The organism is Streptomyces sp. H27-D2 (assembly GCF_035828615.1).
GTDB lineage: Bacteria > Actinomycetota > Actinomycetes > Streptomycetales > Streptomycetaceae > Streptomyces.
Window position 1 is genome coordinate 1 of record NZ_JAYMZR010000031.1, and the last position, 12,659, is coordinate 12,659.

Sequence of the window (12,659 nt, forward strand, 5' to 3'; positions counted from 1 at the left end):
CGCGCCTCCAGCTCCTCCCGCCACATCGGCGCGCCTTGCGGCTGACCGGCGCGAGGGCGGCACAGCGGCGATAAGGCAGCGGTAAAGCCTTGTTCCGGACGTGTTCCGGCCACACTCCGACGGCGGGCCGCCCCGCCTCCAGACGTACTCCCCCGGACCAGGACACATCTCATACCGACCGGTGGGTATCAGGGGTTACGGCCGCTGCTACCTATCGGTAACGTGCCGGGTATGACCTCACTGCCCGCACGCGCCGAGCGGCGCTGCCACAACGCCCTGAACCCGCTGCACTCCACGCTCTACTTCTCCCCCGACCTCGGCAAGGAGATGGCCGCGATCGGGATAGCAGACCCGAGCGCCGCCTACTTCGTGACCCGGGCCGCCGCGATGGGCCCGGTCGGCGCGGGCACCGTCACCGCGACCTTCTACAACTTCAAGCACGAGCTGGTCGCCAAGCACCTGCCGCGCACCTGGGCCGTCGCCTCCCCCGAGACCGTCCTCGCGGCCCGGCAGCGCGCCGCCGACAGCACGCTGCGGCGGCTGCTGGGCGCGGAGACCATCGAGTCGAAGGAGCTGGCGGAGGCCGCCGCGCTCGCGCTGCGGGCCACCGAGGCGTGTTCGCGCTCCGCGCGGCCGCTGTACGCGGCCCACGCCGACCTGCCCGTGCCGCAAGCCCCGCACCTGGCCCTCTGGCACGCCGCGACCCTGCTGCGCGAACACCGCGGCGACGCGCACCTCGCGGTGCTGCTGGACGCCGGGCTCGACGCGGTGGAGGCGCTGGTCAGCCACGCGGCGACCGGCAAGGGCATGTCGCCGAAGTGGATCGCGAGCACCCGCGGCTGGAGCTCGGACGAGTGGAGCGCGGCCCAGGACCGGCTGCGCGAGCGCGGGCTGCTCGACGGCGACGGCGAGCTGACCGAGCGCGGCACCGAGTTGCGCACGGAGATGGAGGACGCCACCGACCGCCTCGACCGCGCCCCGTACGAGCACCTGGGCGCCGACGGGGTGGCCCGGCTCACCGAGCTGGGCACCGTCTACATCACCGCGGCACTCACCGCCGGCGCCTTCCCCTCGGACCTCATCGGCAAGGGCTGACCAACGGGACGCGGGTTCCGGAGCCCCGGCGCGAGTGGACCCGCGGGTTCCGGAGCCCCGGCGCGAGCGGGCTCCGCGGGTTCCGGAGCCATGGCGCGAGTGGACCCCGCCGGTTGCGGAGCCCCGGCGCGAGTGGGCCGTTTGCCGACGGCGAGAGCGGCAACCCGCTGTGCAGGCCATCTTGGCAACGGCTCACCGGGCCGATTCGCCGGTTCTCGGCGGGTCTGCCCACGATCAACGGAGGACTTCATGTTCCGTGCCATCGCAGACGCGCTCCGCACCGTCGGCGGGGCCATCGCCACCGTCGTCACGCTGCCCTTCCGGCTGCTCGCCAAGCTGTTCGGCGGCGCTTCCCGCGGCGGCGGCCGCTCGCGCCGCGGCTGACCCGCCGTCCGGCCCGCCTGCGCTGTCATCCTCACCTGCCACAATGCAGACCGCAGCTGAGCGAGGAAAGCGGAGCGTGAACGTGACGACGTCCATCGAAAGCAGGATCGCCGAGGAACTCGGCGTACGGGAGCGGCAGGTGACAGCCGCCGTCGGGCTGCTCGACGCCGGTTCGACCGTGCCGTTCATCGCCCGGTACCGCAAGGAAGCGACCGAGACGCTCGACGACACGCAGTTGCGCGCGCTGGAGGAGCGGCTGCGTTATCTGCGGGAGCTGGAGGAGCGCCGGACCTCGATCCTGGAGTCGGTCCGCTCGCAGGGCAAGCTCGACGAGGCGCTGGAGGCGCGGCTGCGGGCGGCGGATTCGAAGGCCCGGCTGGAGGACATCTACCTCCCGTTCAAGCCGAAGCGGCGTACCAAGGCGCAGATCGCACGCGAGGCCGGGCTGGAGCCGCTGGCCGAAGGGCTGCTCGCCGACCCGGGCGTCGATCCCGCCTCCGCCGCCGCCTCCTTCGTGGACGCGGACAAGGGCGTCGCCGACGCGCAGGCCGCGCTGGACGGCGCCCGCTCGATCCTCACCGAGCGGTTCGGCGAGGACGCCGACCTGATCGGCGAACTGCGCGAGCGCATGTGGTCCAAGGGCCGGGTGTCCGCGCGGGTGCGGGCCGGCAAGGAGGAGGCGGGCGCGAAGTTCGCCGACTACTTCGACTTCGCCGAGCCGTTCACCGCGCTGCCCTCGCACCGCGTGCTGGCGATGTTCCGCGGCGAGAAGGAGGAGGTCCTCGACCTCACCCTGGAGCCGGACGATCCGCGCACGCAGGCCGAGGGGCCGACGCACTACGAGCGGGCCATCGCCCGGCGCTTCGACGTCGCCGACCGCGGCCGGCCCGCCGACAAGTGGCTGGCCGACACCGTGCGCTGGGCCTGGCGCACCCGCGTCCTGGTGCACCTCGGCATCGACCTGCGGCTCCGGCTGCGGCAGGCCGCCGAGGACGAGGCGGTCCGGGTCTTCGCCTCCAACCTGCGGGACCTGCTGCTCGCCGCGCCCGCCGGCACCCGCGCCACGATGGGGCTCGACCCGGGCTTCCGTACCGGCGTCAAGGTGGCCGTGGTGGACGCGACGGGCAAGGTCGCCGCGACCGAGACCGTCTACCCGCATGTCCCGCAGCAGAAGTGGGACGCCTCGCTGGCGGCGCTGGCCCGTCTGGCTCGCGAGCACAAGGTCGAGCTGATCGCGATCGGCAACGGCACCGCGTCCCGCGAGACCGACAAGCTCGCCGCCGATCTCATCGAGCGGCAGCCCGAGTTGAAGCTGACCAAGGTCATGGTCTCGGAGGCGGGCGCCTCCGTGTACTCCGCGTCGGCCTTCGCCTCGCAGGAGCTGCCGGAGCTGGACGTCTCGCTGCGCGGCGCGGTCTCGATCGCGCGCCGGCTCCAGGATCCGCTGGCCGAGCTGGTCAAGATCGACCCCAAGTCGATCGGCGTCGGCCAGTACCAGCACGACCTGTCCGAGGTGAAGCTGTCGCGTTCGCTGGACACCGTCGTCGAGGACTGCGTGAACGGCGTCGGCGTGGACGTCAACACCGCCTCCGCACCGCTGCTCGGCCGGGTGTCCGGCATCGGCGCGGGCCTCGCGGAGAACATCGTCGCGCACCGCGACGCCAACGGGCCCTTCCGTACCCGCAAGGCCCTCAAGGCGGTGGCCAGGCTCGGCCCGAAGGCGTACGAGCAGTGCGCGGGCTTCCTGCGCATCCCCGGCGGCGAGGACCCGCTGGACGCGTCGAGCGTGCACCCCGAGGCGTACCCGCTGGTGCGCCGGATGGTGGCCGCCGCGGGCAGCGGGGTCACGACGCTGATCGGCAACACGGCGGTGCTGCGGACCCTGCGTCCGGCGGACTTCGTCAATGACTCCTTCGGCCTGCCGACGGTCACCGACATCCTCAGGGAACTGGAGAAGCCGGGCCGCGACCCGCGCCCCGCCTTCGCGACCGCGACCTTCAAGGAAGGCGTCGAGAAGCTCGGCGACCTGACGCCCGGGATGCTGCTGGAGGGCGTGGTGACCAACGTCGCCGCCTTCGGCGCGTTCGTGGACGTCGGGGTCCACCAGGACGGCCTGGTCCATGTCTCCGCGATGTCGAAGACCTTCGTGAAGGACCCTCGGGACATCGTGAAGCCCGGCGACGTCGTACGGGTCAAGGTGCTCGAAGTGGATATCCCGCGCAAGCGGGTCTCGCTCACGCTCCGGTTGGACGACGAGTTGCCCTCCGCGGGCGGCGGCAGTCGTACGGGTCGGCCTGAGGCGGCCGGGCCCAAGGGGGCGCCGCGGCAGCGGGGCGCCTCGGGTGGCGGTGCGGGTGGCGGTGCGGCCTCGCGCGGCGGCGGTGCTCCGGGCGGCGGTGGCCGCCGGGATTCTGCGCCCGGCAATGACGCGATGGCGGACGCGCTGCGGCGGGCGGGGCTGCGCGGGGGGCGCTGAGCGGTAGTCGCCGTCGCCGCAGAATTGGACCGCTCCGCCCGGTGGACGGGTGTCCTCAAGCGCTGGGGGCGCCTCCCGGCCGAAGGCTGGGGGAGGGCTAAAATTAGCCCGTTGGGGGCACCTCCCGGACGAAGTCTGGGGGAGCTTGAGGACAGCCTGGACGGAAGCGCCCGTCAGCCGCAGGTCACCGCACCCGTCAGCCGCGCGTCACCGCAGCGACAAGCACGCTCCCCGTGCTGCGGGCCACCACAAACCCGTCCCTCGCGTTCAGCGCGACTCCGTGGCTGCCGGGCTCCAGGGGGCCGTCGAAGAGGTCGCTGGAGTGGGCGCGGCCCAGCCGGTCGAGGCGGTAGGCGGTGAGGCGTACGCGGCCGGCCGCGGTGAGGGTCACGACCGCTTCGCCGCCGGCCGCTTCGAGCCGTACGAGCCGTCGCTGGTCCTGCGGGCCGCGATCGAGCGCCTGCTCGATCTGCGCGACGAGCAGCGGGATGATCGGGGCCAGGCCGTCGACGAAGACCGCGCCGGAGCCGGCCGCGGCGAAGGCGCGCTGCGCGGCGTCGCGTTCCTCCGCCCCGATCGAGTGGCCGAAGGCGACCGCGCCGTACGTGCGCAACTCGTCGGCTGCCGCGCCCGCCGCGTCCTGGGTGATCTCCGCGCCGATCCCGATGCCGCGCAGCGCGGCGGCGAGCTTGGCGAGCACCGCCGCCCGGCGGCCGATGAGCAGCACCCGGCGCGAGGCCGCCGCCCCCTGACTCTCGTTCTCCAGCAGCCGCTCCAACTCGGCGCGGTACTGCTCGCCCCGGAAGCGGAACGGGCCAATCCCGGGGTAGCCGTTGAGGTCCAGGTCGGGGACCGCGTCGGTCTGCCAGGCGAAGTCCCGCCAGACGTAGTCCTCGCCGTCGCGCTCGATCACCGCGGTGACCGCCCCGCATTCGGGGCCCGCGCACTCCGGGCAGCCGTAGATCACGTACCGGCTGTCGGGGGGCGGCGCGTCGGACTCCAGCAGCAGCCGCCCCACCTGGGCCGTGAGGATCGACGGCCCGAGGTCGGCGGCGAGCGGCGAGACCGCGTCGAGGTCGGCGATGCGCAGCAGCAGAGGTCTGCCGTCCACGATGAAGTCGAGGAAATCCCGGTGCGCTTGGTACACACCGTTGGACAGGACGCCACCGGCGCGCGTGGCGGGCGCCAGTCCGAAGGTCGCGTGCTCGGCGGTCATGTCTTGAGTATTCCCACATACGACACCACCTGTGCCCGGCAGCGTCCATTCCGGATGATGAGCCCTCAGCACACCCCTCGCACACCCCACGGCACACCCCAGGGGATAGCGTCCGGGTATGAGCAACGACGTGATCGTGGTCGGCGGCGGAGTCATCGGGCTGACCACCGCAATTGTGCTGGCGGAGAGCGGACGGCAGGTCTCGGTGTGGAGCCGCGACCCGGCCGAGGAGACCACTTCGGCGGTGGCCGGCGGCCTCTGGTGGCCCTACCGGATCGAACCGACGGCGGCGGTCGGCGACTGGTCGGTGCGGTCCTTCGCGATCCTGGCCGAGCTGGCCGAGCGGCCGGCGGAGACCGGGGTCCGGATGGTCGACGGCACGCAGGCGGGCATCGGGATGGCCGACCTGGGCCCGTGGGCCGCCGAGTTGCCGGGACTGCGGCCGGCCGGCGCGGGAGAACTGCCGGACGGCAGCTCCGTCGGGCTGCGGGCCCGTACGCCCCTCCTCGACATGCCGAGCCACCTGGGCTATCTGCTGCGTCGGCTGGAGGCGGCGGGCGGGACCGTCGAGCGCCGGACGCTGACCTCGCTGGCCGAGGCGCACGCGGCCGCGCCGAGCGTCGTGAACTGCAGCGGGCTCGGTGCGCGGGAGCTGGTGCCCGACCCGGAGGTGCATCCCGTGCAGGGACAGCTCGTCGTCGTGGAGAACCCCGGGATCGACGAGTGGTTCGTCTCGGCCGACCACGCCTCGGCCGACACGGTCTATGTGCTGCCGCAGCCGTACGGGGTCGTACTCGGCGGCACCGCGCGCGAGAACGTCTGGGGCCTGGAGCCGGACCCGGCGGTGGCGGAGCTGATCATCGCGCGCTGCGCCCGCGTCCATCCGGAGCTGGCGAAGGCCCGCGTGCTGGCGCACCGGGTGGGCCTGCGGCCGGCCCGCAGGGCGGTGCGGCTGGGGGCGGAGCGGCTGCCGGACGGTTCGCTGCGCGTGCACAACTACGGGCACGGCGGCGCGGGCGTCACGGTGGCCTGGGGTTGCGCGCAGGACGCGGCCGAGCTGGTGGGCCGGAGCTGAGCGACGGCCGCCGATCGGGTACTGCTGGAGGTGAACAACCGGCCCTCGGGGGTGGTCACCTCGCCCAGCTTGCCGGCCGCCTGAAGCCTTATGGCCGAGCCGCCGAAGACCGCGAACCACACCAGGCTGACCGTGCTCGGCACCAGGCTGACGCCGACGACGAACTGCCGGATCGTCCGGCCCCGGCTGATCCGCGCGATACAGGGTCGCGAAGATCCCGAGGATGTCGATCACCTGGCCGGCCGGGCCGTTCGCGTGCTTCTTGCCCATCAGCGGGGTGAAGACCGCGCTGATGGTCTGCCGGCGACCACGCCGGAAGGTGCTGTACGCGATGGCGAGGCCGACCACCGCGTAGATGGCCCAGGGGGCAGCGTGGTGGCCGGCGCCGTTTCCATCGCTTCGCCGCTGTTCGCGGGGTCGGTGCCCGGCGGCGGCGAGGTGAAGTGCGAGAGCGGCTCGCTCACGCCGAAGAACATCAGACCGATGCCCATGCCCGCGCTGAACATCATCGCGATCCAGGACACGGTCCGGAACTCCGGCGCCTCGCCCTCCTGCCCCAGGGTGATCTTGCCGTAGCGGCTGACCGCGAGCCACAGTGCGAAGATGACGAATCCGGAGGCGGCCAGCACAAAGGCCCAACCGCCCTTGTGGATAAGCCCCTTCAGCATCGAATTCGACACGTCTTCGAGCGAGTCGGCGGCCGTGGCGCCCCAGACCACGAACGCGAGGGTGAGCACGGCGGTGACGCCGAACACCACACGGTCGGTCTGCGGGTGACGGGCCCGCACCGCCCCTTCCGGCAGGTCTGCTAGAGGTGCTTCCGGCCGACCGGCATTGCTGTCATTCCCCTGCTGGTTCTCCGGCACATGGATGCCTTCCCTCGGCTAAGACGTCCCCATACCCCGTAGGAAGTACCACATTCCGTAGTGGACTCCGGCCCGGCACGGCCGTGTTCGAACGAGCGTCGGCACATCGGTTCCGGTCAGCAGCCGTCGGCCGGCCGCGCCTGCGCGAGATGGAACTCCGCCCGCCCGTCGAGCAGCAGCGGTACGAGGCCGCGCATCGACTGGCGCATCGTCACCAGCGCGCTGCCGTCGGCGCGTCGGGCGGCGCGGACGCCGTGCAGCGCGAGTTCGTCCTTGACCTCAGCGTACTGGCCGGCCGTGAGGCGGTAGCCGCAGGGCGGGTTCTGGATGACCTCGTCCTCGGCGGGCGGCTCGTTGTCCGCGCCGCCCAGGTAGACCGGACCGCGGTCGGCGTAGCCCGTCAGCCGCGCCGCCGTCGTGGCCGGTTCGATACGGCCGCGCCGCTCCCCGGCGAATCCGAACGCACCCTTCAGCGCGGCCAGTTGGGAGTCCACCCGGCGGCGATTGTTGAGTGCGGGGTCGGCCTTCTCGGCGTCGGTCAGCGGATCGATGCGGGTCTCGACGAGCAGCCCGACGGAGTTCTTGACTCCGACCGTGTTGCGCAGAATGCGCTCCTGGCCGTCCCCCGCGACCTGCTTGACCGGCTCGCCGGTCACCGGGTCGGTCCAGATGCCGTAGATCCCGGTGCTGAATCCCGCCGCCCCGGCCGCCGGGCGGACGTACCGCTCGGACAGGGTGCGCGCCTCGGCGTGCACCCTGTCGTCGGTGTTGAGGTTGCGCGGCCAGAGCGAGAGCAGGTCCTTGACGTAGTACGGGACGGTCGCGCCGAACTCGTGCAGGTCGTAGACCGTGTCGGGGCGGTAGTCGCGCAGCAGGGCGGCCGTCGCGCGGCCCTCGGCCGTTGTGAGCGCGATGTGGTCGCGGTTGATGTCGACGCCGTCCGCGTTGCCGCGCGTGCCGGCGGCCCGGCCGTCCGGGTTGGCGGTGGGCACGACCAGGACGCTGGTGCGCTCCAGGAAGCGCCGCGTCCCGGCGTCCTTCGCGTACGCCAGGTCCCGGATCGTGGTCAGACAGGCTTCGCGGCCGGACGGCTCGTCGCCGTGCTGGCTGCAGATGAGCAGCACGGAGTTGCCGCGGGCGACCCGTTGGGCGTCGGCGGGGGCCGGCGCGCCGATGCGGACGAGGCGCAGCGGCCGGCCCTGCCCGGTGGAGCCGAGGCGGTCCACGCTGACGCGGGCGCTCGCCCGGTCGACGGCGGCCAGGAAGTCCCGCTCCTCGGGCTGGGTGGTCCAGCGCGCACCCTCGCTCGTCTCGAAACCGGTGCGCGGAGGCGGCTGCGACTGGGCTCCCGCCTGGGCCGGGGAGGCGAGCAGCGGGGCGGCCAGGCCGGTGACCAGCGCGCCGAGCGCGAGGGCGCGCAGGCGGGGGCGGGTCCGGGTCCGGGTCCGGCGGGGGGTGCGAGGTGTCACGGGGGTGTGCCTCCCTGGTTGTGCGTGCCGAACGGCAGCGCGCGGTATCGAGTGGCTTCGAACGGTGTCGGGCAGTGCCCAGTGGCGTCGTCGGGCACTGCCCAGTGGCGTCGCGCGGCGGTGTTCGGCCGCGCGCGGCGGTGGAAGGGCGGGAAGGGGGCCGCGCCGAGTAGTGGCGCGGCCCCCATCGGACCGGACGCGGTCGATCAGCCGAGATCACACCGGTCCCGACCAGTCCGGACCAGTCCGGACCGGACCGGATCTGACCGGCCGCGGTCCGGCACCCGCCGGGAAACGACCCGTCCGGTCAGCCGGGGAGGCCGGCGGACGGCACCCGGTTGCCCAGCCGCGGCGCCTTCAGGCCGTCCAGCGGAGCGGCGTCCGGCGCCACCGAGAAGTCGCCGCCCTTGGTGGCCCGCGCGAAGGCCGCGGCCCCGCCGACCAGCGGCAGCCTGGCCGAGGTGCGGGCCAGATCGACGGTGAGCTTCGGAGTGCTGCTCGGCGGCTCGATGAGACCCGCGTCCGTACCGCCGACGATGAGGGCGAGCCGGTGCCCCTTGGGCAGCACATGGTCGGTGGCGGCCAGGTCGAGCGTGATGGTGTAGCTCTTGCCGGGCGTCAGCGGCTTGCCGTGCAGGTCGGAGGCGTAGTTGCCGAGGTCGGCCCAACCGCGGCTGACCACGGTGTAGTCGACGTCCGCCGTCTTCGCCTTGGTGTTCTTGAAGCACGCGCTGTCGCCGGTCGCGCTGCTGCCCCAGCAGGAGGTTTCGGGCAGCGTGCTGATGCCCTCGCCGGCGGTGGAGAAGTCGCGGATGGTGTCAGGGCCGAGGTCGACCAGCACCGCCGAGAGGTGCGCGGTGGACGTGGACGGGGTCGCGGTGACGGTGACCTTGCTCGATCCCGAGAGCCGCAGGCTCCGGGTCAGCGTGCGGCTGCTGAAGCCGGCTTTGGCCGGTGTCGTCTCGTCGATGTGCGCGGCCCAGTCGGTCTCGCCGAGCTTGGGGTCGTCGGTGAAGCTCTCGGTGCTGCCGGGGCGTGCCTGGTCGAGGCCGAGCTTGCCGACGCCGGGGGCGTCGCCGCCGCGCGGCTTCAGGGTCGCGGCCTTGGTGCCGGCGGCGGGCCAGACACGGTCGGTGGACCAGCGGTCCGGGGCGCGCTCGACGTCGGCCATCGGCTCACGGTCGATCCCGTTGCGTACGCCGAGCAACTCGTGGTCGAACCAGCGGTGCAGGGTGTCCACCCACGCGCCGCGCCGGTAGTCGAAGGGGTCGACGTGGCCGGTCTGGGAGAGCCAGATCTTGCGGTCGACGCCCGCGTCGGCGAGCGCGTCCCACCACTGGCCGAAGTGCTTGGTGCGGACGTTGAGGTCCTGCATGCCGTGCGCGACGAAGACGCTGGCGCGCACCTTGTCGGCGTCCGGTACGTAGTTCCGCTCGCTCCACAGCGGGGTCCAGTCGCCGGTGCGCGGCGCGCCGTCGACGAGATCCTGCTGTACGCCCTTGCAGCGCAGCCGCGCCTCGGGGCTCTCGACGTAGTCGGAGAGCCATTCCAGGCCGTCCTGGAGCGGGGCGCCCTTGGCGAAGTAGTAGTCGTACCAGGAGCTGATGGCGCCGATCGGGACGATGGTCTTGAGTCCCTCGACGCCGGTCGCGGCCACGCCGTTGGCGACCGTGCCGTCGTAGCTCTTGCCGATCATGCCGGTCGCGCCGTTGGTCCAGCCGGCCTTGACCGTCTTGCCGCCGGCGCGGGTGCTGTAGCCGTGCCCCCGGCCGTTCAGCCAGTCGACGACGGCCTTGGCGGACTGGACGTCCGAGCGGCCGCCGACGTCGACGCAGCCGTCGGAGCGGTTCGTGCCCGCCAGGTCGACGAGCACCACCGCGTAGCCGCGCGGCACGAAGTAGTTGTCGTAGAAGAGCGGGAACTGGACCGGTTCGCCAGCCGCGTCATAGGTCTTCTTCTGGCTCTCGTTGCCCCGGCCGCAGCACGCGTAATAAGGGCTGGCATCCATGATCACGGGTATCTTGCGGCCCTGTTGGGCGGGCTCGCGCGGCCGCATGATGTCGACGGCGACGCGGTCGCTGTTGCCGTTCTCGTCGAGGTCGAGGCCGGTGTCCACCCACACCGACTCGCGTATCGCGTTGTCGTAGGAGTAGATCGGTCTGCTCTCACCGCCGCGGACCGGTCCGGCCGCGGTATCGGCGCCCTGCGCGCCGGCCGGTGAGACGAGGACTGCCATCAGTGCGGCGACTGCCGCCATCACGAACGTTTTCCAGGGGTTGCGGGTGACCCGCGCACGTATCAGCACGGGCGGACGGTAGCGCGAGTCAACTCCCGTACAGAAGGGGGCAACAGGTCAACCTGTGGGGAGAGGGTTACTGAGGGGCCGCCGCGCCCGTCCCGCGCCGTCTTCCCGCGAGGTACCGCCGGTTCGCCCCGCCCTCTCCCCGCCCCTCCATGACGGCCTGATGTCGATCACATGACAGTGAGTGCCATGGACATGCCCGCACCGCGGAAGGTACATAGAGTCCAAGTGATCGACCGCTCGTTCGACTTGGAGGACTCGTGCGTCACAGACTCACCGCCCTGAGCGCGGCTGCCGCCTGCCTGCTGCTGGCGATCCCGGCTTCCGCGGCCGGCGCCGCGCCGGGCGCCCCGGGTATCGGCGATCCCTATTACCCGGACTACGGGAACGGCGGCTACGACGTCTCCCACTACGACCTGCGGCTCAAGTACCAGCCGAAGACGGACGCGCTCGAAGGCACGGCGACCATCCTCGCCACCGCCACCCAGTCGCTCTCCCGCTTCAACCTCGACTTCGCGCTCGATGTGCGCGAGGTGCTGGTGAACGGCAAGAAGGCGAAGTTCGCCACCTCGGGCGCCCACGAGCTGGAGATCACGCCGGGCACGCCGCTGGACAAGGGCAAGCAGCTCAGCGTCGTCGTGCGCTACTCCGGCACGCCCTCCGAGGTCGAGGTCACCGGCTTCACCTCCTGGCTGCGCACCCCGGACGGCGCAGTGGCGGCCAACGAGCCGGAGGCCGCCTGGTGGTGGTTCCCGAGCAACGACCACCCCACCGACAAGGCGACGTACGACATCTCCGTCTCGGTGCCCGACGGCAACCAGGCGATCAGCAACGGCGTGCTGGTCTCGCAGAGCTCGAAGCTCGGCTGGACCCGCTACAACTGGCGCTCGAACAAGCCGCAGGCGACGTACCTGGCGACGCTCGCGGTCGGCAAGTTCGACATCACCACCGACAAGACCGAGAGCGGCCTGCCGGTGCTGAACGCGTACAGCAAGGACCTGGGCGACAACGCCGGCGCGGCGCGCGCCAGCGTCGAGCGCAGTGCCGAGGTGGCCGACTGGCTCAGCGGGGTCTTCGGCCCCTATCCCTTCGACGCGCTCGGCGGCTACGTCCCGAACGTGACCACCGGCTACGCGCTGGAGACCCAGACCCGGCCGTTCTACAGCCCCAAGCAGTTCGCGGGCGGCTCCAACGTCTCGGTGGTCGTGCACGAGCTGGCGCACCAGTGGTACGGCGACAGCGTCTCGCTCAAGGGCTGGCGCGACATCTGGGTCAACGAGGGCTTCGCCCGCTACGCCCAGTGGCTCTGGTCGGAGAAGGAGGGCGAGGGCACCACGCGGGAGCTGGCCGACTACGCCTACGCCTCGCACCCGGCCGACGACGCCTTCTGGACCGTCAAGCCGGGTGACCCGGGCCCGGACAAGCAGTTCGACGCCGCCGTCTACGACCGCGGCGCGATGGCGGTGCAGGCGCTGCGCGACGAGGTGGGCGACGAGGACTTCTTCGCCGTGCTCAAGCAGTGGCCGGCGCGGAACAAGCACGGGAACGGCTCGGTCCAGGACTTCCTCAAGCTCGCGGAGAAGGTCTCGGGCAAGCCGCTCGCCCAGCTCTTCGACGACTGGCTGTTCACCCCGTCGAAGCCGGCCGCGGCCGGCGCCGGGACGCAGCACACGAAGGGCGCTGCGCGTACGGCCCAGGCGCCCGCCCGGCCCGACTCCTGGAAGAAGATCCACGCCACGGACTCCATCCACGACCACGGCCGGCGCTGAACACACC

The 12,659-nt window shown here is 72.3% G+C and carries 8 protein-coding genes and 1 pseudogene; 5 read left to right on the plus strand and 4 right to left on the minus strand.

The genetic code is table 11. The features are described 5' to 3' along the window. Positions 1–231 precede the first annotated feature (231 nt). The 3 genes from QMK28_RS14440 (at position 232) to QMK28_RS14450 (ending at position 3,955) form a co-directional block, all read left to right on the plus strand. On the plus strand, positions 232–1,095 hold the full coding sequence (locus QMK28_RS14440) for an SCO6745 family protein (RefSeq protein WP_326437821.1): 864 nt from the start codon (positions 232–234) through the stop codon (positions 1,093–1,095). A 249-nt stretch (positions 1,096–1,344) separates the two neighbouring features. Beyond that, on the plus strand, positions 1,345–1,479 hold the full coding sequence (locus QMK28_RS14445; RefSeq protein ID WP_326437823.1) for an LPFR motif small protein: 135 nt from the start codon (positions 1,345–1,347) through the stop codon (positions 1,477–1,479). 82 nt (positions 1,480–1,561) lie between these two features. Next, the gene (locus QMK28_RS14450) at positions 1,562–3,955 is read left to right on the plus strand and encodes a Tex family protein (protein ID WP_326437909.1); all 2,394 of its coding nucleotides are present in this window, start codon (positions 1,562–1,564) and stop codon (positions 3,953–3,955) included. Between the two features lie 196 nt (positions 3,956–4,151). On the opposite strand, the gene QMK28_RS14455 is transcribed toward QMK28_RS14450, so the two are convergent. Continuing rightward, a complete protein-coding gene (locus QMK28_RS14455) occupies positions 4,152–5,171 on the minus strand; it encodes an oxidoreductase (protein ID WP_326437825.1) in 1,020 nt (339 codons plus the stop codon). Positions 5,172–5,289: 118 nt separating this feature from the next. Between QMK28_RS14455 and QMK28_RS14460 the strand changes: the two genes are divergently transcribed. Beyond that, positions 5,290–6,246 (plus strand): FAD-dependent oxidoreductase, encoded by a 957-nt coding sequence (locus QMK28_RS14460; protein WP_326437827.1) that lies wholly within the window; start codon positions 5,290–5,292, stop codon positions 6,244–6,246. Positions 6,247–6,278: 32 nt separating this feature from the next. On the opposite strand, the pseudogene QMK28_RS14465 reads toward QMK28_RS14460, so the two are convergent. From QMK28_RS14465 to QMK28_RS14475, 3 genes and pseudogenes are all read right to left on the minus strand, one after another. Then, positions 6,279–7,112: pseudogene (locus QMK28_RS14465) on the minus strand (BCCT family transporter); the annotation flags it as partial. Between the two features lie 116 nt (positions 7,113–7,228). Further along, a complete protein-coding gene (locus QMK28_RS14470; protein ID WP_443050726.1) occupies positions 7,229–8,581 on the minus strand; it encodes a M14 family metallopeptidase in 1,353 nt (450 codons plus the stop codon). Between the two features lie 307 nt (positions 8,582–8,888). Beyond that, the gene (locus tag QMK28_RS14475; protein ID WP_326437913.1) at positions 8,889–10,838 is read right to left on the minus strand and encodes a Xaa-Pro dipeptidyl-peptidase; all 1,950 of its coding nucleotides are present in this window, start codon (positions 10,836–10,838) and stop codon (positions 8,889–8,891) included. 305 nt (positions 10,839–11,143) lie between these two features. Here QMK28_RS14475 and QMK28_RS14480 point away from each other — a divergent pair, with 305 nt between their 5' ends. Further along, complete coding sequence (locus tag QMK28_RS14480; RefSeq protein ID WP_326437829.1) at positions 11,144–12,652, plus strand: M1 family metallopeptidase; 1,509 nt, start codon at positions 11,144–11,146, stop codon at positions 12,650–12,652. Positions 12,653–12,659: the final 7 nt, after the last annotated feature.